Consider the following 25383-nt stretch of genomic DNA (forward strand, 5'->3'; position numbering starts at 1 on the left):
AATGAATATTTGCAACTATTAAGCGCAAAAAATAAAAATTCGTTATTTCTTATCCTTCTCTAATATCTTATTGATTTCATCATCAGTTTTAGTAAGTTTGTCCTTACAAAGTTTGATGAGTTTCTGAGCTTTCTTTAAATTATCACTCATTGAATCAATATCGAGTTCATCGTTTTCCAATTTTTCAACGATACTCTCAAGCTGTCTCACAGCCTCTTCATATTTAAATTCTTCTTTAGCCATAATATATTTATTTTATTATAGATTTTACAGTTCCTTTTTCAAGTCGTATCTCTACCTCGTCACCACTTTTTAAAGCAGACGCATTCTTCACAACTTGTCCTTTAAACGTAGTTATACTATACCCTCTTTTGAGCAACAAAACAGGGTCAAGAGCTTCCAGTTTCTGTTGAATAAGTTGCAGTTTATAACTTTCTTTTGTCAACCGCCTTTGTGCAACAGGTGCTAGACTGTTTGAAAGAATACTTATATCGTAATTACACATTGAAATCTTCAGGGTAATGGTATTTACAATTTCCACAAACAATTTATCAAGCATAGAAATCTGCTGATTCTTAAATATAGAAAATAACATTGGAATCTTTTCAGCAAGTCTTTTCAATCGTAAATTTTCGACCTCCATTCGACGTGCTATATTTGATATTATCTCCTCTTGCGCATCCATAACACGATTATAGACATCAGAAAGGTGTTCTATCAACAATGCAGCTGCAGCGGTAGGTGTCTTTACTCTTGTATTTGAGACCATATCAAGAACAGATTCATCACGTTCATGGCCTATTCCGGTTATTATTGGCAATGGAAAATTAGCTACATTCTCAGCAAGAGCCAACGTATCAAAACCACTCATGTCGCTGGTAGCTCCACCACCACGTATAATCACAACGACATCAAAGTCATCCAAAGATTTATAAATATCATCAAGAGCAGAAATAACACTTTTTTCTATACCTTCCCCTTGCATGATAGCAGGAAACAGACGAGGATAGAACTTCAAACCATAATCATTATTTTCCAATTGACTACAGAAGTCACCATATCCAGCGGCATTAGGACTAGAAACTACAGCAATACGCTGTGCAAACATCAGCAATTCCAAATTTTTCTGCAAGTCAAACACACCGTCTGTTTTCAATTTATTTATAATCTCCAATCTCTTACGAGCCATGTCACCCATTGTGAACTCAGGGTTAACATCAGTGACAATCCAAGAAAAGCCATAAGCCTCGTGGAAATCAGGATAAACTTTCAACATCACCTTCAAACCTGCATGAAGAGATTGTCCTGCTATACGTTCAAATTTATCACGAACACCTATCCATTTACTTTTCCAGCATTTTGCCTGAGCCTTGGCAACAGGAGTATTACTAAACAAATCCTTTTGGATCAATTCCATATAGCAATGTCCTCTGACCTCTCTCAGTTCAGACAATTCTGCCTCTACCCAATATTCATCAGTCAAAGAAACAGCAATTGTTTCCCTCACCAAATTGTTCAGTTCGTATAATGACAGTGCTTTCATCGTTTTCCGCTGTTATAAGCTTTTTGAAAATCAGGAACACCATACCCATAAACATTATCAGGATGGATGTTGTTACCACTATGAATGACTATATTGATAATTTCTTTTGCCGTTTTATTTGGTAAAGCCTGCCATAGACAAGCTACCATACCAGATATCAACGGTGCAGAGAAAGAGGTACCCATATCATCAACAATAGTTCCACGTCCAGAAATCACCACAGCAGGACTTCCATAAGCCATTACATCCGGTTTAATTCTTCCATCGGCAGTAGGTCCCACAGCACTGAAAGCCGCATTATCCCCCATTGGAGTTATTGCCCCAACAGTAATTATGTTTCTGGCATCAGCCGGAAAGTTTAATTTCTTCCATGTCCCCATACCATCATTTCCAGCACTATTAACCAAGATGATGCCTTTATCGGCAAGCATAGATGCTGTACGTGAAATAGATGTAGTCAAACCATCCATCTCGTAATATTTATGATTCGTAGATGAATCATCAAAATCATGATAGCCCAAAGATGAATTTATTATATCTACACCAGCCGAATCGGCATATTCCACAGCCTCAGCCCAATAAGTCTCTTCTGCCAAGCTCTCTGTTCGTGTATCCTCACATCTAAGAAGCATATAACTGGCATCAGGAGCAGTACCGATAAAAGTTCCCGGCATATCTGTTGCCATAAGAGACAAGACCATTGTTCCATGATCAGACTCTGCAAATATATTTTTTGATTTAGGTACTACAAAATCGTCAATACCAGCTATCTTTATTTGGTGCAAGGCTGGTATTCTATCCACATTCATAAATCCTGCATCAAGTACGGCTATAATCTTTCCTTTTCCACGATATCCCATTGAATGAAGTCTGTCACCATTCAAAGAAGTTATCTGATTTACAGCAACTCCATATCTACTGTCAGGTATTGTGTCCCAACGGTTAAATTCCTTTTTAAAACTAGAGCGTATAGAACTAGATATAGAATCCGGGGAAGAAAATACTTGTACTAAATTTCTTACAAAAGGCAATTTTAATAATTTATATGCATTGTTTTGATGATTACATTTTATCAAAACAGAATTGTTCCATTTACTTTTACCAACTATCTGAATCTTTTCGCATTTTGCTATAGCAGACAAATAAGCAGGAGATATTGGCAAATCCGTAGAATCAATCGCCAGATGTTGCTTTTTACGCCTATCAATAGCACGTTGAGATAAAAAATCCAAAGGCTTATCAAGCCTATATGGAGTATTCTTTTTGTCTGTAAGTTTAAGTCTGAAAATATAACATTTACCTCCAGGATATGAAACCATTTCAGCTTCATTTACTCCCCTAGAGCCCCAAACAACAGATGGCAAAGCCATTAAAATTATAAGGATAATATATTTGTTCATCAATATTTCATTTAGGTTTCAAGACACAAAAGTAATACATTAAATTGAGAACAGAAAATCATTTCAACAAAAATAGTTATTTACCTTTATTTTATAAATAAGAAATAAAATAATTTTTGTACTTTTGCATCATGGATAATAAACAGGCAACATTAGAGTTAGGAACCAAACCAGTAGGTAAACTACTTATCCAGTATGCTCTTCCAGCTATAGTAGCCATGACCGCAGCTTCACTCTACAATATTGTAGACAGCATTTTTATCGGCCAGGGAGTAGGTCCATTCGCCATTTCTGGTTTGGCCATAACTTTCCCATTCATGAATCTTTCAAGCGCATTCGGAGCTGCTGTTGGTGTTGGAGCATCGACATTCATATCTGTTAAACTGGGTCAGAAAGATTACAAAACTGCAGAAAATATTTTAGGTAATACCATTATACTAAACTTAATAATAGGAATAACGTTTTCTGTGGTATGTCTCATTTTTCTTAATCCCATACTCAGGTTTTTCGGAGCCAGTGACACAACTATTCCGTTTGCACGAGATTACATGACTGTTATACTTGGAGGAAACGTATTCTCACACATGTATTTTGGAATGAATGCTGTCCTTCGTGCAGGAAGCAAGCCTAGACATGCAATGTTGGCAACGATATTCACAGTGATAATGAATATCATACTGGACTATATTTTCATAATGATATTCCATTGGGGAATAAAGGGTGCAGCTTACGCAACTGTTATTTCTCAGGTTATGGCTCTTGTATGGCAGTTATGGGTATTCAGCAACAAAAAGGAATTACTTCATTTCAAACGAGGAATATATGGGTTGAAAAAAGATATTGTTAAGAATATAATTGGAGTTGGCGTGTCTCCTTTCGCAATGAATGTATGTGCATGTGTTGTCGTAATATTCATTAACCAGCAACTTGTACATTATGGAAACGATCTTGACGTAGGAGCATACGGAATATCAAATAAGATTGGATTTATTTTCGTTATGTTTGTAATGGGTGTAAACCAAGGTATGCAACCTATTGCTGGCTATAACTATGGAGCGCAACAACTTGACAGAATGATGCATGTAGTAAAACTTGCAATCATAGTAGCAACAATAATTATGACTGCTGGTTGGCTGATTGCTATGTTCATGCCTTACTATTGTTCACGCCTGTTTACGAAAGATCCAACACTTATTGGACTTGGAATAAAGGCAATAAGAATAAATCTTCTGGCGTTCCCTGTTGTCGGATGTCAGATGGTGATAACAAACTTTTTCCAAAGCATAGGTAAAGTGAAGATCAGCATTTTTCTTTCACTTTCAAGACAATTACTATTACTGCTGCCATTGCTAGCCATACTACCGTTAATCTACGGGCTCAACGGAGTTTGGTATTCAATGCCTACATCTGATGTCTGTGCTTCTATAATTGCAGCATTTATGATGATGGCATATATGAAAAAATTTAAAAACCAACATAAAAACATGATACATGGAAGACAAGAAGATAATAATTAATATTGGTAGACAGATCGGCAGTGGCGGAAGATATATTGCAAAGAAACTTTCCGAAGAGCTGAACTATAGTTTTTATGACCGTGAGCTTCTGAACCTTGCTGCACATGAAAGCGGATTCAGTGAGACTTTTTTTGAGCAGGCTGACGAGCATAAGGGATTTTTTAAATCTCTTCTGAATATACATATACCATTGATTGGTGAAAGTAATTTCTACAAGAATGATCTATCTCAGGAAAGTCTTTACAAATTTCAAAGTGATGCCATATTAAAAGCCGCAGAAAAAGGTAATTGTATATTTGTAGGAAGAACTGCAGATTATGTTCTCCGTGATTTCAAGAATACAATCAATATATTCGTAACGGCAGATATTGATCAACGAATACAGCGAGTATCTAAGCGCTATGATATGAACAGCGCTGAAGCAAGAAAATATATCACTGACAAGGAAGAAGCACGTGCTTCATACTACAACTATTACACCGGCAAACAATGGGGACACAGTGAAAGCTATGATTTATGCATCAACAGCAGCCTACTTGGTATAGAAGATACTGAGGCATTTATTGCCGAATTAATAAAAAAGCGATTTCAGTTATGAAGAAAATAGGAATAATCAGCGACACTCACGCCTGTTGGGATGAGAAATACAAAACCTATATGGGAGAATGCGACGAGATTTGGCACGCAGGAGACATTGGCTCTATTGAGGTTGCTGATAAATTCGAGAGCATGAAACCTACATTCAGAGCTGTCTATGGTAATTGTGACGGGTATGAACTCCGTGCAAGATATCCCGAGATACTAAGATTTAAATGCGAGGATGTAGATGTAATGATGAAACACATTGGCGGATACCCTGGAAAATATGACATTTCTGTAAAGAATATGATATTCGCATCACCCCCCAACCTGTTTATTTCTGGGCATTCACACATATTGAAAGTAATGCCCGACAAATCATTAAATCTTTTGCATATAAACCCTGGTGCGGCCGGACACATGGGATGGCAGAAAGAAAGAACAATAATAAGACTCACAATCGAAGGCAATAAATTCACTGATTGCGAAGTTATTACATTAGGAACAAATAAATCACAACTATAAAAATGAAAACTTATCTTGTTACAGGAGCCGCAGGCTTTATCGGAGCAAACTTCATTAAGTATTTGCTAAACAGAAAATACAAAAACGAAGATATAAAGGTCATCGTCCTTGATGCATTGACATACGCAGGAAATCTGGGAACGATAAAAGATGATATCGACAACAAACGTTGCGTATTCGTTAAGGGAGACATCCGTGACCGTGAACTGGCAGACAAACTGTTTGCGGAAAATGAGATTGACTATTTAGTAAACTTCGCGGCTGAAAGTCATGTTGACCGCAGCATTGAAGATCCTCAGCTTTTTCTCAGTGTAAACATTCTCGGCACACAGAATCTGCTTGATGCAGCCCGCCGTGCATGGGTTACAGGAAAAGATGAAAACGGCTATCCTACATGGAAAGCTGGCAAGCGCTATCATCAGGTTTCTACAGACGAGGTTTATGGAAGTCTCGGAGCTGAAGGCTTTTTCACTGAGACAACTCCACTATGTCCTCACAGTCCTTACAGTGCAAGTAAGACAAGTGCAGACATGTTTGTAATGGCATATCGTGATACTTACCACATGCCAATAACAATTACACGTTGTTCTAACAACTATGGTCCTTATCATTTCCCTGAAAAACTTATTCCATTAATTATCAACAATATTCTTGAAGGCAAGCAATTACCTGTCTACGGCGAAGGACTTAATGTTCGTGACTGGTTATACGTTGAAGACCACTGCAAGGCTATTGACATGGTTGTACGTGAAGGTCGTGAAGGTGAGGTTTATAATGTTGGTGGTCACAACGAAATGACAAACATCGACATCGTGAAACTCACAATAAAGACTATACACGATATGATGGCTGACAACAAACAGCTGCGAAACGTACTAAAGAAGCAACAAAAAGATGCTACCGGTGATATTGACATCAGTTGGATAAACAATGATCTCATCACACACGTTGCCGACCGCTTAGGTCATGATAAGCGTTATGCCATTGATCCAACAAAGATAAAGAATGAACTTGGTTGGTACCCAGAGACTAAGTTTGCCGACGGTATAGTGAAAACCATTCAATGGAATCTTGAAAACCAGCAATGGATACACGAAGTTACCAGTGGTGACTACCAGAAGTACTATGATAATATGTATGGAAACAAATAAGGCTATGAAAAGAATCATGTTATTGGGCTCAGGTGAACTGGGCAAGGAGTTTGTTATTGCTGCTAAAAGAGCAGGAGTTTATGTGATTGCATGTGATCGTTATGATAACGCACCGGCAATGCAAGTTGCTGATGAAAGAGAAATCTTCAGTATGCTTGACGGAGATGCACTTGAAGCTGCGGTTCGCAAACACCATCCAGACATCATTGTACCAGAAATAGAAGCCATTCGTACTGAGCGACTTTTCGATTTTGAAAAAGAAGGTATTCAGGTCGTACCTTCTGCACGTGCGGTAAACTATACGATGAACCGCCGCGCTATTCGTGACCTTGCATCTAAAGAACTTGGACTTCGCACAGCAAAGTATTTCTATGCAAAGACTTTTGACGAATTTAAGAAAGCCGCTGACGAAATCGGTTTCCCATGTGTCGTTAAACCTCTTATGAGCTCAAGCGGTCATGGTCAAAGTTACGTACACAACGACGATGAACTAAAAGCTGCATTCACAGAAGCAATGGAAGGTAGCCGCGGCGACGTTAAAGAGGTTATTATTGAGGAATTTATAGATTTTGATTCTGAGTTCACTCTTCTTACTGTAACACAGAAAAATGCTCCTACGATATTCTGCCCTCCTATAGGACACATACAGAAAAGCGGTGACTATCGTGAAAGTTGGCAGCCTTACCACATATCTGATGAAGCATTAAAGAAGGCAGAACACATGGCTAACGAAGTAACAAAAGCGCTTACAGGCTATGGCTTATGGGGCGTTGAGTTCTTCATGACGAAAAAAGGCGAAGTGATATTCTCAGAGTTAAGTCCGCGACCACACGACACAGGTATGGTTACACTTGGACACACAACCAACTTGAGCGAATTTGAACTTCATCTTCGTGCAATAATGGGGTGGCCTATTCCTGCTATACATCTTGAACATTATGGATGCAGTGCTGTTGTTCTTGCAAAAGAAGACGCAGACCATGCTCCAGAATACAATCTTGTAGAAGCATTAAGGGAAGACCGTACACGCGTTCGTATTTTCGGCAAACCAGACCAGCATGTAAATCGCCGTATGGGTGTAGTATTATGCTATGGCGAAGTTGGAGATGATATCAACGCATTGCGTGAGAAGGCTAAGAGAGTTGCTGCCACTATCATTAAATAAAACTACATGATTAATAACAACAACGACAAGATTGATACTATTACCAAGTTTTTGGAGGATCTCCAGAAACTTGGTAAACAACTTTCAATAACTAGAGATGAACAGAAGGTTGTCTTAGAACAGATGATGTCACTAAAAGAAGATAGCAGGACAAAGACTGAAGACTACATTCAACTAGATAACCGTAGTAAGGATTTACAAGCAATTTTGGATAAATATAGTCCTATATTCAACGAAAGAATGAAATGGATTAAAGATATAAATGCCAAACACGCTAAAAAGAAATAATGAGCTGTAAACTTGGGACAATAATTGAACTGCCTAAGATTTCAGATCCACGTGGGAACCTTACTGTTGCAGAAAGATTCAAGGGTATTCCTTTTGAATTCAAAAGGGTATATTGGACTTATGATGTTCCGTCAGGAGGCTATCGTGGTGGACACGCTCATATCCATTGCCGTGAATTTATTGTTGCCGTGAGTGGTTCGTTTACAGTTACACTTGACAGCGGACATAAAAAGCAGCATTATCTGCTAAATCATCCATATCAAGGTCTGTTTGTCGACAAAGGTATATGGCGCACGCTTGAAGACTTCTCTTCAGGTTCAGTATGTCTGGTACTTGCAGAAGACGACTATGATGAAGCCGACTATATCTACGATTACAATGAATTCATACAACGTACTGAATGTTTGAAATAAGGAAATACACGCCAGACCAAAAAGAAGAATGGAACAAATTCGTTGACAAGGCGAAAAACGCAACATTTCTTTTTGACCGTAACTATATGGATTATCATTCTGATAGATTTGATGACTTCTCATTAATGTTCTATAAGAAGAATAAACTATATGCGCTACTTCCTGCACACAAGATTGAAGATACCCTTTATTCACATTTCGGACTTACATACGGCGGACTGATAATGGACATTCACGTCAATATCACCAGCACTTGCATGCTATTCACCGAACTTAATGAATATTTAAGGACTATAGGTTTTAAGAAAGTAATCTATCGTCCTATCCCATGGATTTATTGCAAACATGCTTCAGAAGAAGACCTTTATGCAATATTCTGGAAATGTCATGCCCATTTGTTGACAAGAAACATCGGAACAACGATCTTCATGAATGAACACATGAGATGGCGCAAAGACCATATAAGAAGATTGAAAAAAGCAGTACTTAATGGTGTTGAAGTAGTAGCCAATGCAAGTCTTGATGAATTTTGGAAAATACTTAATGATAACCTAAAGCAACGTTTCAATGCAAAACCTGTGCACACACTCGAAGAGATGAAACTGCTTAAATCAATATTTCCAAACAACATTATTCAATACAATGCCTATAAAGACGGCAATATAATCGGTGGCATCACATTCTATATGATGAGGAATGTCATACATGGACAATATAGCTCTACTAACTCGATAGGAAAAGATTTAGGTGCGATGGAAGCTATATATGATAAAGTGATGTACCATGACTATCCGGATTATCAATATCTTGACTTTGGAAGCTCTACTGAAGATAATTGTAGCGTAATCAATGAGGGCCTTATCTCCCACAAAGAGGGATACGGAGGCAGAGGTGTTGTATATGATACTTATGAATGGGAGCTATGAAAATAGATTATCTGTCACTCAAAAAAGTAACAAGCATGCACGGTGAGGAAATCCACACTGCTGTAAGCAATGTAATAGATAGCGGTTGGTATCTAAATGGAGAGGCTACAACTACTTTTGAAAGACAATATGCAAATTATATAGGATCAAAGCACTGCATTGGTTGTGGAAATGGCTTGGATGCCTTAACCATTATATTCAGATCATATAAGGAACTTGGTATACTTAAAGACGGCGACGAAGTTATTGTCCCCGCAAATACTTATATTGCTTCTATACTTTCAATAACAGCAAACAATCTCACGCCTGTACTTGTTGAACCAAATATCAGCACTCTACAGATTGATGACACAAAAATAGAGAATGCCATTACAAAGAACACCCGTGCAATACTCATTGTTCATCTTTATGGAATCTGTGCATATACTGAAGAAATTGGCAGGATATGTAAGAATCATAATCTGCTGTTGATAGAAGACAATGCACAAGCTCATGGGTGTAACTATTCTGAAAACATTATAACAGGCAGTATCGGAAATGCAGCTGCTCACAGTTTCTATCCAGGAAAGAATCTTGGTGCATTTGGCGATGCGGGAGCGATAACAACAGACGATGACAGACTTAATGATACAGCAAGAGCAATAGGCAACTACGGTAGTTCACGCAAATACGTATTTCCATATAAAGGAATGAACAGTAGAATTGACGAGATTCAGGCTGCTATATTAAGTGTAAAGCTGAAATACCTTGATCAGGATAACGCAAGAAGAATTGCTATTGCGAAATACTATAATGAAAATATTATAAATAGAAATATCAAGACTGTAAACGCTCTTAATTCTGTTTACCACATATATCCTATACTATGTTCTAATCGCGATTTAATAAGGCTACGACTTAAAGATAAGGGGATAGAAACAATGGTTCACTACCCTATTCCTCCTCATAAACAAAAATGTTACAGGGAATGGAATAATTTCTCATTCCCCATAACAGAATATATTGCAGACAATGAATTGAGTTTGCCTTGCAATCAGGTTCTTACCGACAGTGAAGTTGAATACATAGTATCAACACTAAACAGCTGTCAGTGATAATCATCGTCTAAAGATTTATTGGCGCAACAACCTTTATTCCGAAATTACGTCCCATATTAAATACACCCTGTCGTCCTGTAACAGGATTTAATCCAGCATATTTCAATCTGCTCAGATTATTCTGGTATGCTCTGTTAGTGAGATTGTCACCAGTTAGATACACAGAAAGGATTTTCTTTCCTCTGCATTTTATATCTGTTCCCATAGAAGCATTCAACAGAGTATATGAAGGTGTGGCAGTTTCAGTATTGTCAAGTGCATAAAAATGATTTTGACGAAGATCACATTCCAGCCCAAACTTTACATAAGTATTGTTAAACGTCTTGCCGTCACGAATTATATCATATTTCAATTCTGATGTCCAACGTGGTGCCGGAGTCATTGGCAAATATTTTGCCTCCGCAGTTTGATTCAGCTGTACGGCATCAACATACGAAAAGGCATTTTGGAAATGAAGTCTTTCTACAGGATGAATATCAACGCTGGCTTCCCCCCCTAATAGACGTGCATTGCCCTGCACAAATTGATATACAGGAACATCATCAACTACTTTTCCAGCTACTTTATGTGCAAAGATATAGTTGTCTATGTAGTTGGCAAACAATGATAATTGTGCTGAAATATAAGCAGATGTATAATCCCATCCAGCATCTAACTGCCAACTGTATTCAGGTTTCAGTTCTGTGTTACCTATTTCATATCTGAAAGTACCTTCATGTTCACCATTTGAAGCTAACTCACTAAGATTTGGAACACGGAAACCTCTTGCTAGATTCAACCTTACATTCATTTTTTCATTAATAGCATAAGTAGCACCGATACTACCAGTAACACCATTGAAAGTACGTGACATGCTTGCGAATCTATCTTCGAGTGCAAAACTGCGAAGATGTCGTGTATCATATCTTAATCCACCACTTACATTCCAGTTTCCAACTTTATAGCTCGACGTTGCAAATGCTCCAAAATCAAACAGTGCATAAGAAGGAATAAGGAATTCATCGCCTTTATTCAAAGAGCGCTGATACATTCCGTTCACTCCAGTTGCAAAACTCAAGCCTTCAGCTGGCTGCAATGCATAATGAACATCATAGTTTATAGTATGCAACATAAAGTCAAGTCCAGGTTTATTTGGATTTTCCTCATCCTCAAACTCCTGTCTGCGGTTTTGCTGGTATGCAACAAGGGTCTTCAGATTTCCTTCACCCACATAAAATGAATTATCCAGCACAGCCTTATAATGATGTATCTGCTGATATGGCAGTCCATGTCCATAGTCCTTGTCACCAACAGCTCCAGGTTCTTCTATCATACTTGGAGTAAGATGATAATAACTCAATTTAAGATGACTGTATCCCCAACTTTTGTTTACTCCCAATAAGCCAGACATTGCACGTTCTCTGAACTGCGAATTGTCTACATATCCGTCATACTTGTTTTTGTATGCATGTGCCATCTTATCAGAATACCTCACTCCCCAAACATATCCATTATTATTTCCAGCCATGTGAAGGGAATAGTCAAACAGTCCATTATTGGTCTGATATTCCGATGAAACATCACCAGCCACAGTATTCTTTGCCAATGTTGGTGCATCGTGGAATATAACGACTCCAGCCATAGCATCTGATCCATACATTAGCGAAGCTGGACCTTTAAGAATCTCTATATTGTTAACCGTCTGTGGATCTATTTCAATACCATGTTCATCTCCCCATTGCTGTCCTTCCTGTCTCACTCCGTCATTGATAGTCACAATACGGTTATATCCCAATCCACGTATCACAGGTTTAGAAATACCGCTACCTGTAGTAATCTGTGATATACCAGGCTGATGTGCTATCGCATCAATGATATTTGTTGAAGACACCTCTTTGATGTCAGCTGCAGTAAGAATAGATACTGGTGTAGGAGAATCTTTCATCAGTGAATTTCCAGCCAGTCCCGTTACTACCACTTCATTTATCATCGCATTTGATTCTTTCATCACGAAGTCTGCGGTAGTACTTTTTTGTAATGTGACCTTTTTTATTATAGTCTGATGACCAAGATAACTGATCTGCAAAGTGATCGTCTTCAAAGGAAGATCTGCTATAACGTAATTACCATTTTCATCAGTTGTGGTACCCAGTGATAACTCAGGTACATATATTGTAACACCAACAAGGGCACTTTTATCTGAAGCGTCTGTCACATGTCCTGACAAAGACGCTTTTGGAGCCATAGGCTCGGCTGTCGCACATATACAAACACATATGAGCAATAGCATGATATATAATCTTTTCATTCTATAGAATTGTTTTTTACCTTAAAAATACTATTTACTTTCCAATTGAATAAAAAGACGGAGGACCGCGTGTTGTCGTTACGCCACGGAAGGTGGCAGCATGCATTGGCTTTAAAAAAGCCAATGCCATATATAATAAAATTGCAAATAATGCTATGCTGACCTCTGTTCCTAAGATGTAAGGAAGACTATGAAAATGACATAGTACGCATCCATCTATAGATGTCCATCCATTAGCAATATGCCCAGCATGATGTATATGATGCTGACAATCATAGCATGTTATACCAGCACCCATCACCTCCTCATGGTGGTGGAATGTTGACATAATAAGCATAGGTACAAATACTGCCAAGAGTATCCGTGCCCAAAGCCTTTGTCTATGCATTGCTTTATTCACAGATGCAAAAGTAAAATTATTATTAAGATATATTTGGATTTTACGGCAGCATTAACTACTTTTGTAGATAAATAACAAATAAAATGGATGAAAACAAATGTATCTTGCTTCTGGAAAAGCATGGCATCAAACCAACTTCCAACAGAATAGTTATTGCTAAGTCTCTTGCTGCATGTGAAAATCCAGTCTCAATGAAAGAACTGGAAGATCAGATTATCACAATAGACAAATCTAACATATTCCGTACACTCACATTATTTCGTGACAATCACCTAGTTCACACAGTGGAAGACGGTGCGGGTGGAACTAAATACGAACTATGTTTCAGCAAAAGCATTGAAACTGATGAAGACGAGCACATGCATTTCTTTTGTGAACGCTGCCACAAGACATTCTGCCTATACGACATGCCTATCCCTGACCTTTGTATTCCGCTAGGTTATCAGATGCATAGTGTAAACTTCATGATAAAGGGTTTATGCCCTAAATGTTCAAAGAAGAAACAGTAGCCTTTCATTTCTGGATTAATATCTATATTTTCTAAGCATTAATATAGGTAGACTCCTCATGCACTTTTTTGTTTTTTTAGCTACGGAGCTACGTCTTCGTCTGTATCCCCTTGCATAAAGGGATTTCAGAGGAACCTACAAAACTTTTAGCTACGACAAGCTACGTTCTAGCTACGTTATCTATTTCTGCTTATATAATGTACGCGCATACACGCGCACACCTAAGGTTTTGAAAAATATAAGTGTCGAAGTGTCAACTTAATGAATATCAATATTTTATCGACGAATTTGACTAAATAAAGTGACGGTGGATTGACTGTCAAATTTCAAGTTTTGCATGCGTTTCTATATAGAAACGGAACTCATTCCATATAGAAAAGCACTGCAAAACATCGAAAATTGCATCAAAATGCTTCGTGAAGCGCAATGCAATATGATGAAAAATTTTCCCCGATATTTTACCGACGAATAGTTATCACTTTGTTCGACCCGAAAAGAGTTCTAACCAGTTGATGTTCAAAGGATAGACACTTCGACAATTGTTTTCCTGAAAAATTCAGAGTGTGCGTGCGTGCGCGTATTTATAGTGTGTAGCACTAGTAATTGAAACATTGGCTAACAGCTCAAACTTGATTTCATTGCATAGACAAAAATTTTGTAGTATCTTTGCCGAAGATAAGGTTGCACTAGCATACCATTTAAACAAACCCCACTTAGAGTATAATTACAAAATAACTAATTTATGAAACGAATAACAATATTGAGTCTTTTGTTATTAATGATTCTAACATCATTCGCCCAAAAGACGATTAATCTGTCTGGTACTTGGGACTTCCAAATTGACCGTAACGGAAGTTATAATGCATCACAAAAATATGATGATACAATAAAACTGCCTGGGTCTATGCTAACAAATGGCAAAGGTGACTTACCTAGTATTCATACAAAATGGACTGGCTCATTATATGACTCTTCATACTACTACAATCCATATATGGAGAAATACCGCCACACTGGCAGTATCAAATTTCCGTTCTTCTTAACTCCTGAACATTATTATGTAGGCTACGCATGGTACCGACAAAATACAAATATTCCAAGAGAATGGAAAAGAAATCGAGTTGTATTATTCCTTGAACGCCCGCATATAGAAACTACGGTATTCGTAAACGGCAAAGAAGTTGGACACCAAATGTCACTATCCGTTCCACACGAATATGACATAACAGATTATGTAAAGTTTGGAAAAACCAACAGCATAGCCATAAAGATATACAATGGCATTGAGAATGTTGGTGTAGGACAAGACTCACATTCTGTAACCGACCAGACACAAGGCAATTGGAATGGTATTGTTGGAAAGATACAACTACGTTCACAAAAAAGTATTTTCACTGTAAAAACATTTCCTGACCTAAACACTGGAAATGTGAAAATATTAGTGAATAACAAAGAATACAATCTAAAAATAGACAATCCGCAACCTTGGAGTGAATTTACTCCTAATCTATACACTCGCAGCGTAATATACTGTGGAGATACAATACCTGTTACTTTCGGATTTAGAAATATCGAAGTAAAAGGACGCGACATTATGCTCAATGGAAAACCGATATACATACGTGGAACAGTAGAAAACTGTAATTTTCCACTAACAGGATATCCACCTACAGATGTAGAATCATGGAAGAAAATAATTCAGAAATGCAAAGATTATGGAATAAACACGATGCGCTTTCACAGCTACTGTCCACCAGAAGCTGCCTTTATAGCTGCTGACAGTCTAGGATTCTATCTTCAGCCAGAAGGACCATCATGGCCAAATCATGGTGTAAAATTAAACTACAAACAGCATATAGACCAATATCTGGCAGAAGAGACTAAGAAAATATGTGATTACTATGGTAATCATCCTTCTTTCGTGATGATGGCTGCTGGCAATGAACCTGCAGGAGACTGGGTTACATGGTGCAACAACTGGGTCAAGACTATGAAAGAATACGACAACAGGCACATATACTGCGGGGCTAGTGTTGGTGGAGGATGGGCTTGGGACAATCTAAGCGAATATCATGTTAAAGGTGGAGCGAGAGGACTTGACTGGAGCCACAAGGCTCCGCAATGTAACGATGATTATCTGTCACAGATAGAATTTCCTCGCAATTACAGAGAAAAAGAACCAAACAATTCTCCTATCATTGCTCACGAGCAAGGACAATGGTGTGCATTCCCCGACTTCAAGGAACGCAGTCTGTATACAGGACCTTACAAAGCTAAGAACTTTGATATATTTGAAGACTTGCTGAAAAAGGATGGCATGGCATCACAGGCAGAGAAGTTCCTTTATGCCAGTGGTAAGCTGCAAGTTACGGCATATAAATACGAAATAGAACGTAACCTACGTACAAAGGACTATTCTGGTTTTCTTTTGTTAGGACTCAATGACTATAGTGGTCAGGGAACAGCTCTAGTAGGTCCTCTCAATGTTTTTTGGAAAGAAAAGGGATATGTAGACAGCAAACAATGGAAAGAATTCTGCGGTAAGATAGTTCCACTTGCAAAATTTCCTAAGTTTATTTTCCAAAATACAGATACACTGAACATACCAATAGAAGTGTATAATGCTTCAGAAGGAGATATTAAAGATGCTTATATAGAATATAGTATCATTGACAATAATACACACAGTAATATAATCGCCAAGTATAACACGACCATAAAATATGGTAAAAACAATGAAATAAGACCTATTACATTGCCGCTTAACGGGATAAAGACACCTAGTAAACTCACACTCAATGTGTCTGTAAATGGCAATACCAATGAATGGGACTTTTGGGTATATCCTTCAAAAGTTGAGATGCCAAAGACAAAAGACATATACATAACAGATACATTGGATTCCAAAGCTATTAAGATATTAAATAACGGAGGAAAAGTTCTCATTACTGCCGGTGGAAAAATACGTTATGGCAACGATGTAAAGCAAACTTATCTACCAGTATTCTGGAATACTAGTTGGTTCAAAATGCGTCCTCCACATACTACAGGATCGTATATAATGAACAACCATCCTATTTTCAAAGACTTTCCTACAGACTCATGGCAAAACATAAACTGGTGGGAGCTTATAAATAATGCACAAGTTATGAATCTTCAGGAATTTCCAGAAGACTATCAACCTATATATCAGCCAATAGATACATGGCACGTAAGTCGCAAGTTGGGAATGATTGTAGAGGCAAATGTTTTAAAGGGTAAACTGCTAATGACAACTTTTGACATAAACAGCAATCTTAACAATAGAATTGTAGCACGTCAACTTAGGAAATCAATACTAGAATATATGTCTGGCAACAGTTTTAAGCCAGAAATAACACTAGATATAAAAGTTATACGTGATTTGTTTGAGAAAGAAGCACCAAAGGTAAATATGTTTACCAAAGACTCACCTGATGAATTGAAGCCTAAAATTATAAGATAAGCAACTCTACGTCAATATAATATAAGCAGTATCCTAACAATAAAAAGGGATGCTGCTTATTTTATTTTGTACAGTATTCGACTAGCATCTTTAACAATAGTTGGTTGATAACTTTGCACTCTTGAAAACAAAGAAAAAACATAATTTTTCTTTGCTTTTCCACTCGTTTGCACTATCTTTGCATAAGTTTTAAATTAACAAAGGAAAATTATAACAATGACTTACGAAATAACTGGACCTGCAAAGATAAATACTGAGATTAATCTGTCAGCTAGTAAAAGCATTAGCAACCGCACACTGATAATCAATGCTATGGCTGGCGGCAGGATAACACCTGAAAATATGAGTGACTGCGATGACACAGAAGTTATAATTGCTGCATTGAAAGATATGCCTGATGTTATTGACATAAAGGCTGCCGGAACTGCAATGAGATTTGTCACTGCATATCTAAGCATAACAGAAGGTGAACATACAATAACCGGTACTGACAGAATGAAGCACCGCCCTATAAGTGTACTTGTTGACGCTTTGAGATATCTTGGTGCAGACATCACTTATGTAGGCGAAGAAGGATTTCCCCCACTCTACATAAAAGGGCGCACACTTGAAGGTGGTCATCTTGAGATTCCAGGAAACGTAAGTTCACAATATATTTCAGCATTGCTCATGATTGGACCAATGCTAAAAAACGGACTAGAACTTAAACTGCTTGACGAAATTGTGTCACGACCATACATCGACCTGACACTGTGGACAATGAGAGAGTTTGGCGCAGACGCAGACTGGTCTGATGTTGACACGATTACTGTTTCAGCAAAACCATACACAGAACGTCCTTATTTCATTGAAAGTGACTGGAGCGCTAGCAGCTATTGGTATGAAGTAATGGCCCTTAGCGATGATCCGGAGGCTGAAATAAGACTTAACGGACTTATGGACGGTTCTAAACAAGGCGACTCTGTTGTGAGATACATATTCTCTCTGCTTGGAGTGAAAACAAGTTTTAAATCTACAGAACTTGGTGTTCCAACTACTGTGACGCTGAAAAGACACAGATGTATGCTTCCTCGATTGGAATATGACTTTACTGGTTCACCAGACCTTGCACAGACATTTGTTGTATGTTGTGCCCTTATGGGTATAAAGTTTCACTTCACTGGACTGGCAAGCCTAAAAATTAAGGAAACAGACCGTATAGAAGCTTTGAAAAAAGAGCTAAAGAAACTAGGATATGTCATAAAAGGTCAAAACGACAGTGAGCTTATATGGGATGGCGAGAGATGTGAACCAACAGATGAGGCAATAGACACTTACGAAGATCATCGTATGGCAATGTCTTTCGCCCCAGTAGCATTAAAGATTCCTGGACTAAAGATAAATAATCCCGAAGTTGTAAGCAAGTCATATCCTAATTTCTGGAAAGACATGGATGCAGCAGGATTCAATATAAAATAAAAATAAATTCATAGCGACATGATATACCTAATTATCCCGATACTGGCGCTTGGCATTATAACAGCCATTATAACTATCCTCTCCAAAGACGAAGAAGGACGTGATAAGCCTATTATAACAAAACAGACTTGTAATACCTGCAACGGTGATAATGACATGTGTGAGCAGGAATGCATGATGGAAGCTGCCACCAAAGAGGTGGAATATTATGACGACGAAGAACTCGACAGATTCAAAGGACGTCTATCTAACGAATATACCAATGAGGAAGCTGACGAGTTCTCAGAAGTTATGCTGACGATGAAACAGAATGAAGTTAAAGGCTGGAACCGCAGTCTCATACTTCGGGGCATAAACATGCCAGACCAGATAAAGGATGAATATATTGCTCTGGCTGAACAACAATAATAAAATATAAAGATAAATTGGATATACTACATTATACTTTTTTCCAGAATGCATTGCTTGGTTCCATATTGGCAAGCATTGTTTGCGGAATTATCGGTACATACATTGTTACACGCCGACTGGTATTTATCAGCGGAGGTATCACCCACGCTTCTTTCGGCGGTATAGGACTTGGTGTGCTACTTGGTATAAATCCAATACTATCAGCAATGGTTTTTGCAATACTAAGTGCATTCGGCGTAGAATGGATGTCACGAAGAGGCGATGTAAGAGAAGATTCAGCAATAGCAGTGTTCTGGACCTTTGGAATGAGCATTGGTATCATCTGCTGCTTTCTTACTCCAGGATTCATGCCAGACCTACCTTCTTTTCTATTCGGAAGTATTCTAACTATTGGCTATACCGACTTATGGATTCTTGCCATACTAGCAATAGTTGTAATTGCAATATTTACTTTTATGTATCGTGAAATACAAAGCGTGGCTTTTGATTCCACATTTGCAATGTCACAGGGACTGCATGTTAGGTTCATCGAATATATGATGATGGCACTTATAGCGATGGCAATAGTGTCTACACTGAGAATGGTAGGAATAGTACTTGCAATAAGTTTGCTTACAATTCCACAGATGACAGCCAATGTATTTACTTATAATTTTAAGAAAATGGCCATCCTTAGTATTGGTATCGGCTGGATTGATTGCTTGTTGGGACTAGGAATAAGCTATTGGCTAAACGTGCCGTCTGGAGCCTGCATCATATTTATCAGTATCATAATATATGCCATAGCCAAACTTAAATGAAGCATAATGCCATATACATCCTGGCCGCACTGATTAGCATTACGTCAATCTACGGATGTTCGACTCAGCAAAACACCGCTAAGTCTAGATGGTGGCATGCCTTCAATGCAAGATACAATACTTATTACAATGGTTCTGTGGCATATATTGACGGTTCTCTTGAAAAAGAAAACGGAAATAAGGATAACTTCACAGAGATGATTCCTCTTTACACAGTAGGAAATAAAGAAAGCAGGCAACTAGGAGGTTCAAACTTTGACAAAGCTATTGAGAAATGTAAAAAGGCGATAAGACTGTATAGTATAAAGCGAAGACCAGCATGGAACCCTAACAAGAAAAAGACTCAACAAGATATAGAGTGGTTGAGCAGAAGGGAATACAATCCTTTTTTATGGAAAGCATGGTTACTCATGGGACGTGCTCAATTCTACAAGGGCGACTTCAGTGAAGCGGCATCCACTTTCGCTTACATGAGTAGACTATATTCAAACCAACCTGCTATATACGGAAAGGCAAGAGCATGGCTGGCAAAATGCTATATTGAAGAAGACTGGCTATATGATGCCGAAGACGTAATACGTAATATCCAACGTGACTCTATACATTGGCGGGCACAAAAGGAATGGGACTACACGTATGCCGACTATTATATACATAATGGAAACTACGAAAAGGCAATCCCATATCTGAGAAAGGTTATAAGTCACGAAATGAGACGTAAGCAGAGAGCTCGTGAATGGTTTCTCATGGGACAGTTGTTCGAGGAATTGGGAAACAAGGAGAATGCTTACAATGCATATAGACACGTAATAAGATTGAACCCGCCCTACCAACTCACACTTAATGCAAGAGTTGGCATGACAGAAGTGATGGCTGGAGGAAAGCAGAAACAAATGATTGCCAAATTGAAAAGAATGGCTGCATCTGATAACAATAAGGATTATCAAGAGCAGATATATTATGCCATCGGTAATATATATCTAGCAAAAAAAGATACTACGAATGCTATTGCCACTTACGAACTAGGAAAAGAAAAGGCTACAAGAAACGGAATAGAAAAAGGTGTTTTGTTGTTAAAACTTGGTAATCTGTATTGGATTAAGGAACAATTCGGAAAGGCCAAAGGATGCTACGACGTAGCAATTGGATTGCTAGATAAAGAAAGAAAAGACTACCAACAGCTGACCGACAGACAGAAAGTGCTAGAGGAACTGGTTCCTTTCACTGACGCAGTAGAACTTCAGGACTCTTTACAACGACTTGCGAGAATAAACGAAAGCAGTCGTAACTTGATTATCGACAAAATAATCATTGCGCTAAAGAAAAAGGAAAAGAAAGAGCTGAATTCACAGCTACAGACAAATACAGGAAATGTAGGTGCTGATATTATATCTATGAAGACTGAGTTTGCTATGCAAAACAACTCTGTTGACGGAAAGAGCACAACTACTTGGTATTTCTATAATCCCATGACTGTTAGCAGAGGCAAGGAAACATTTACTCGCATATGGGGTAAACGTGATAATGTGGATAACTGGCAACGAATAAACAAGACTGTTGTTGCAGGAATAAATGATATATCGCAAGATTCTACAACACAAAGCGAAATCAATGATAGTGCGAACACTATAATTAATGACAGCGCTGAGGCAAATCCACATAAGCGTGAATACTACATTAAGCAGATACCACTTAATAAAGAGAAACTTGATGAAAGCGACAATATCCTAATGAATGCACTATACAATAGTGGAGTAATTTTCAAGGATAAACTTGACAATCTTGTTCTTGGCGAAAAGGCTTTAAGAAGAATAGAAGACAATTATCCTAAATATAAGGATATGGACAATGTTTACTATCATCTATATCTGCTATACGCACGTGAAAATAAGATGGACATTGCCGACAGTTATATCGGAAAACTCAAAAAAGGATACCCACAAAGCAAATGGACAACATTGCTGAGTGATCCCCTATATAAGGAAAACGCAAAATGGGGCGAGCATATCGAAGACTCAATCTATGCAGCCACATACGATGCTTTTAAAGCTGGACGATATACAGAAGTTGACGGCAATACATATATTTCAGAACACAGATTCCCGTCTGGTGCAAACCGTGACAAATTTCTGTTTATTGGTGGACTGAACAAGTTGAACAATGGTAATCAGAAAGGATGCCTTAACGATATGAATACGCTTGTTAAGAATTTCCCAGAAAGCGCACTGAGCCAAATGGCTGGTATGATTATCAACGGTGTTAAAGCAGGAAGGAAACTACACGGTGGTAAGTTTGATATTGGTGATGTTTGGAGTAGACGTACTGAAATACTCAACGACAGTGATTCAATAAAGACACAGAAGTTTAATTCTGGCAGTAATATCGACTTCGTATATATGTTGGTATATAACCCTGATTCTGTTAATGAAAATCAGTTACTCTTCGAGATAGCTAAATACAATTTCACCAGTTACATGGTGAGGAATTTCGATATACAGATAGAAAATATTGATGACATTCACAGAATGGTTATCAAGGGATTTCTTAATTATGACGAAGCATTGCAATATGCAAGGGAACTGCACAGGCAGACAGCAGTAATAAATTTGGCAAAAAAAGCTAGACCTATTATCATAAGTAAACAGAATCTACCTCTGCTTGGCAATCAATTCAGTTACGAAGATTACGAAAAATTCTATAATAAGCATTTCGCTCCGATAAAGCCTACAACTTCTAACCTGCTTATAGAACCGGCAAAGATTGTAATAACAGGGAATGAAGAAGAAACAATGCCTTTACCCAAAGCGGAAAAGAATGTAGACAAAAAATCAACCGAGAAGAAAACAGAAGAAAAGACATTCGACTTGGAAGATGAATATTACGATTTAGAAGGATTTTAAGATATGAGTAACGGTAAACTACTTTGGGTTGACGATGAAATAGATCTTCTTCGTGCCCACATAATCTTTCTTGAGAAAAGGGAGTATGATGTTACTACAATAAGCAATGGCGAAGATGCCATTGAACTTTGTAGAAACACCACCTTTGACCTTATTCTTCTTGATGAGATGATGCCTGGACTTACCGGACTTGAAACACTACAACGTATTAAGGATATACAGCCAACCACTCCTATAGTTATGGTGACTAAAAGCGAGGAAGAGAATATAATGAATCAAGCTATTGGCAGAAAAATTGCCGACTATCTTATTAAACCTGTAAATCCAAGTCAGATACTTATCGCACTGAAGAAGAACATACACAAGCGCGAACTAGTAACAGAAGTAACACAGAGTGGATATCGTGAGGATTTTAACAAGATTTCGATATCAATTGACGATTGCAACTCTTTTGATGATTGGACTGAAATATACCGTTTGCTCACGAAATGGGAACTGGAACTTAGCAATGCCGACAGTAAAATGCTTGAAATGCTACAAATGCAAAAGGAAGAAGCAAATAATGCTTTTGCTAAATACATCCAGAAGAACTATATGCAATGGATGGAAAATGCAAAAAACCGTCCTTTGATGAGCAATGATATATTCAAAACTAATATATTCCCGACACTTGACAATAAGGAAAAAGCATTCTGTATTGTAATAGATAACCTACGCTATGATCATTGGAAAATACTTGCCAACGAGATTAGTAACTTATTCGAAATAAAAGAGAATATGTACATGAGTATTCTTCCAACAGCTACGCAATATGGTAGAAATGCTATTTTCAGTGGGTTAATGCCATACGACATACAGAAGATGTATCCAGATCTGTGGGTAGATGAAGATGAAGACGAAGGAAAGAACGTAAACGAGGAGGCATTGATTCAGACCCAGTTTGATAGATACAGACGTCATGAAACTTTCAGTTATCACAAAATTAATGACTCACAAACCATAGACAAACTGATTGAACGATTTGGTGAACTTGAGAAATATGATTTAAATGTTGTTGTGATAAACTTCATCGACATGCTGTCACACGCAAGAACAGAATCTAAGATGGTTAGAGAACTTGCCAACAACGAGAGTGCATACCGCAGTATAACACAAAGTTGGCTAAAACATTCTGGTATTGCCGAACTATTCCATTTGCTTTCTCATAAAGACTATAAAGTTGTTATCACCACTGATCACGGCAGCATAAGAGCAAACAAGCCGATAAAGATTATAGGTGACAAAAATACAAATACAAATCTTAGATATAAACTAGGCAAGAATCTTAACTATGATTCACGTCAAGTATTTGAGATAAAAGACCCTCATAAAGCAAATCTGCCTTCACCAAACATAAGTACGTCGTATGTATTCGCTACAGGAGACTCATTCTTTGCGTATCCAAACAACTACAATTACTACGCGACATATTATAAAAATACGTTTCAGCATGGCGGAATATCAATGGAAGAAATGCTTATTCCATTAATATCTATGACAAGAAGAAAAAAAGAATAATTATAATTATATAGATTATGAAAATAAGAATCGATTCATTAGACAACATCCATGTTGCTGCAAAGGAATTTATTGCGAACATGGGAACGGGAAAGGTTTTCGCTTTCTACGGAAAGATGGGAGCCGGAAAGACAACTTTTATTAAAGCTATCTGTGAAGAGTTAGGAGTTAACGATGTAATAACATCTCCAACTTTTGCTATCGTCAACGAATACACCGCTGACAATGATACCCCTATATACCATTTCGACTTTTATAGAATAAAGAAACTCGAAGAAGTGTATGATATGGGATACGAAGATTATTTCTACGGTGGAAATCTATGTCTGTTGGAATGGCCAGAACTCATTGAGGACATTCTTCCTGAAGATGTTACAAAGGTAACTATCACAGAACAGGAAGACGGAACTAGACTAGTAGAGTTCTAGAAACGTTAAAGGCAGAAATGCAGCGATAACAATCACTAGCATTTCTGCCTTTTATATTTTATAAAAGAGCTTTAAACTTCTCTTCTATTTTTGCTTTACTAGCTGCGCCTACGAACTTGTCTACAACTTCACCATTCTTTAAGAACAATATTGTAGGAATGTTGCGGATGCCAAATTCACTTGCTATATCATCAGCTTCCTCTACATCACATTTACCAACAACGACCTTTCCATCATACTCTTCAGCAAGTTCAGCGATGATTGGAGCAATCATTCTACAAGGAGCGCACCAAGTAGCCCAAAAATCAACTACTAATGGTAATTCACCATTCTTATAACTCTCAAAATTTTCGTTTGTAATTGTTACTTCCATTTTTATACTCGTTATTTATTATATCATAATTTCACTGCAAATATAACCATTTGATTTTACACAAGCAAACGTTATAACAAGAATATCTGCAAATATTATTATTTTATTATCAGTTTCATCTTTCATATACACTATCTAATAACATGCGTTGAAGATTGACTGCACTCGGGAA

General features: G+C 37.7%; 23 protein-coding genes. 17 read left to right on the top strand and 6 right to left on the bottom strand.

Annotated elements, in window-relative coordinates; all coding sequences use genetic code 11:
- Positions 1 to 42: 42 nt before the first annotated feature.
- Genes xseB through prwr041_RS01500 form a run of 3 tightly spaced genes read right to left on the bottom strand, consistent with a single transcriptional unit; the run spans position 43 to position 2943 of the window.
- Entirely contained in the window at positions 43 to 243 is a 201-nt protein-coding gene (gene xseB / locus prwr041_RS01490) for an exodeoxyribonuclease VII small subunit (protein ID WP_207154563.1), read from the bottom strand.
- 7 nt (positions 244 to 250) lie between these two features.
- A complete protein-coding gene (gene xseA / locus prwr041_RS01495; protein ID WP_207154564.1) occupies positions 251 to 1543 on the bottom strand; it encodes an exodeoxyribonuclease VII large subunit in 1293 nt (430 codons plus the stop codon).
- Positions 1540 to 2943, bottom strand: coding sequence for a S8 family peptidase (locus tag prwr041_RS01500; RefSeq protein WP_207154565.1), 1404 nt, complete (start codon positions 2941 to 2943; stop codon positions 1540 to 1542). The genes xseA and prwr041_RS01500 overlap by 4 nt, the downstream gene beginning before the upstream one ends.
- Positions 2944 to 3074: 131 nt before the next feature.
- Here prwr041_RS01500 and prwr041_RS01505 point away from each other — a divergent pair, with 131 nt between their 5' ends.
- From prwr041_RS01505 to prwr041_RS01545, 9 genes are read left to right on the top strand one after another with little or no spacing between them, the layout of a single operon-like run.
- Complete coding sequence (locus prwr041_RS01505; protein WP_207154566.1) at positions 3075 to 4460, top strand: MATE family efflux transporter; 1386 nt, start codon at positions 3075 to 3077, stop codon at positions 4458 to 4460.
- Positions 4435 to 5058, top strand: coding sequence for a cytidylate kinase-like family protein (locus prwr041_RS01510; RefSeq protein ID WP_207154567.1), 624 nt, complete (start codon positions 4435 to 4437; stop codon positions 5056 to 5058). Before prwr041_RS01505 ends, prwr041_RS01510 begins: the two co-directional genes overlap by 26 nt.
- Positions 5055 to 5564 (top strand): metallophosphoesterase family protein, encoded by a 510-nt coding sequence (locus prwr041_RS01515; protein WP_207154568.1) that lies wholly within the window; start codon positions 5055 to 5057, stop codon positions 5562 to 5564. The genes prwr041_RS01510 and prwr041_RS01515 overlap by 4 nt, the downstream gene beginning before the upstream one ends.
- A gap of 2 nt (positions 5565 to 5566) precedes the next feature.
- Positions 5567 to 6715 carry a dTDP-glucose 4,6-dehydratase gene (gene rfbB, locus prwr041_RS01520; protein ID WP_207154569.1) on the top strand — a complete coding sequence of 383 codons (1149 nt, stop codon included), beginning with the start codon at positions 5567 to 5569 and terminating at the stop codon, positions 6713 to 6715.
- 4 nt (positions 6716 to 6719) lie between these two features.
- Positions 6720 to 7880: a formate-dependent phosphoribosylglycinamide formyltransferase gene (gene purT, locus prwr041_RS01525; protein WP_237072277.1), complete on the top strand. Its 1161-nt coding sequence runs from the start codon at positions 6720 to 6722 to the stop codon at positions 7878 to 7880.
- A 6-nt stretch (positions 7881 to 7886) separates the two neighbouring features.
- Complete coding sequence (locus prwr041_RS01530) at positions 7887 to 8168, top strand: hypothetical protein (RefSeq protein WP_207154571.1); 282 nt, start codon at positions 7887 to 7889, stop codon at positions 8166 to 8168.
- Positions 8168 to 8581: a sugar 3,4-ketoisomerase gene (locus prwr041_RS01535; protein ID WP_207154572.1), complete on the top strand. Its 414-nt coding sequence runs from the start codon at positions 8168 to 8170 to the stop codon at positions 8579 to 8581. The genes prwr041_RS01530 and prwr041_RS01535 overlap by 1 nt, the downstream gene beginning before the upstream one ends.
- Positions 8569 to 9507, top strand: coding sequence for a GNAT family N-acetyltransferase (locus prwr041_RS01540; protein WP_207154573.1), 939 nt, complete (start codon positions 8569 to 8571; stop codon positions 9505 to 9507). The genes prwr041_RS01535 and prwr041_RS01540 overlap by 13 nt, the downstream gene beginning before the upstream one ends.
- Entirely contained in the window at positions 9504 to 10601 is a 1098-nt protein-coding gene (locus tag prwr041_RS01545; protein WP_207154574.1) for a DegT/DnrJ/EryC1/StrS family aminotransferase, read from the top strand. Before prwr041_RS01540 ends, prwr041_RS01545 begins: the two co-directional genes overlap by 4 nt.
- 10 nt (positions 10602 to 10611) lie before the next feature.
- Here the strand turns inward: prwr041_RS01545 and prwr041_RS01550 are convergent, their stop codons facing one another.
- Both prwr041_RS01550 and prwr041_RS01555 read right to left on the bottom strand, forming a co-directional pair.
- The gene (locus prwr041_RS01550; protein ID WP_207154575.1) at positions 10612 to 12891 is read right to left on the bottom strand and encodes a TonB-dependent receptor; all 2280 of its coding nucleotides are present in this window, start codon (positions 12889 to 12891) and stop codon (positions 10612 to 10614) included.
- Between the two features lie 34 nt (positions 12892 to 12925).
- Positions 12926 to 13279 (bottom strand): hypothetical protein, encoded by a 354-nt coding sequence (locus tag prwr041_RS01555; RefSeq protein ID WP_207154576.1) that lies wholly within the window; start codon positions 13277 to 13279, stop codon positions 12926 to 12928.
- Positions 13280 to 13374: 95 nt separating this feature from the next.
- Between prwr041_RS01555 and prwr041_RS01560 the strand changes: the two genes are divergently transcribed.
- The 8 genes from prwr041_RS01560 to tsaE all read left to right on the top strand — a co-directional run bounded on the left by prwr041_RS01560 (position 13375) and on the right by tsaE (position 24838).
- Positions 13375 to 13800: a Fur family transcriptional regulator gene (locus prwr041_RS01560; RefSeq protein WP_207154577.1), complete on the top strand. Its 426-nt coding sequence runs from the start codon at positions 13375 to 13377 to the stop codon at positions 13798 to 13800.
- A 742-nt stretch (positions 13801 to 14542) separates the two neighbouring features.
- Positions 14543 to 17284: a sugar-binding domain-containing protein gene (locus prwr041_RS01565; RefSeq protein ID WP_207154578.1), complete on the top strand. Its 2742-nt coding sequence runs from the start codon at positions 14543 to 14545 to the stop codon at positions 17282 to 17284.
- A 216-nt stretch (positions 17285 to 17500) separates the two neighbouring features.
- Positions 17501 to 18742, top strand: a complete 1242-nt coding sequence (locus prwr041_RS01570) for a 3-phosphoshikimate 1-carboxyvinyltransferase (protein WP_207154579.1) — start codon at positions 17501 to 17503, stop codon at positions 18740 to 18742.
- An 18-nt stretch (positions 18743 to 18760) separates the two neighbouring features.
- The gene (locus prwr041_RS01575; RefSeq protein ID WP_207154580.1) at positions 18761 to 19150 is read left to right on the top strand and encodes a hypothetical protein; all 390 of its coding nucleotides are present in this window, start codon (positions 18761 to 18763) and stop codon (positions 19148 to 19150) included.
- A gap of 17 nt (positions 19151 to 19167) precedes the next feature.
- Entirely contained in the window at positions 19168 to 19953 is a 786-nt protein-coding gene (locus tag prwr041_RS01580; RefSeq protein WP_207154581.1) for a metal ABC transporter permease, read from the top strand.
- Entirely contained in the window at positions 19950 to 22853 is a 2904-nt protein-coding gene (gene porW / locus prwr041_RS01585; RefSeq protein ID WP_207154582.1) for a type IX secretion system periplasmic lipoprotein PorW/SprE, read from the top strand. Before prwr041_RS01580 ends, porW begins: the two co-directional genes overlap by 4 nt.
- Before the next feature lie 3 nt (positions 22854 to 22856).
- Entirely contained in the window at positions 22857 to 24410 is a 1554-nt protein-coding gene (gene porX / locus prwr041_RS01590; RefSeq protein WP_207154583.1) for a T9SS response regulator signal transducer PorX, read from the top strand.
- 17 nt (positions 24411 to 24427) lie between these two features.
- Positions 24428 to 24838, top strand: coding sequence for a tRNA (adenosine(37)-N6)-threonylcarbamoyltransferase complex ATPase subunit type 1 TsaE (gene tsaE / locus prwr041_RS01595; protein WP_207154584.1), 411 nt, complete (start codon positions 24428 to 24430; stop codon positions 24836 to 24838).
- 58 nt (positions 24839 to 24896) lie between these two features.
- Here tsaE and trxA read toward each other — a convergent pair whose 3' ends face one another.
- On the bottom strand, positions 24897 to 25211 hold the full coding sequence (gene trxA / locus prwr041_RS01600) for a thioredoxin (RefSeq protein WP_207154585.1): 315 nt from the start codon (positions 25209 to 25211) through the stop codon (positions 24897 to 24899).
- Between the last annotated feature and the right edge of the window lie 172 nt (positions 25212 to 25383).

Source organism: Prevotella herbatica (assembly GCF_017347605.1).
GTDB lineage: Bacteria > Bacteroidota > Bacteroidia > Bacteroidales > Bacteroidaceae > Prevotella > Prevotella herbatica.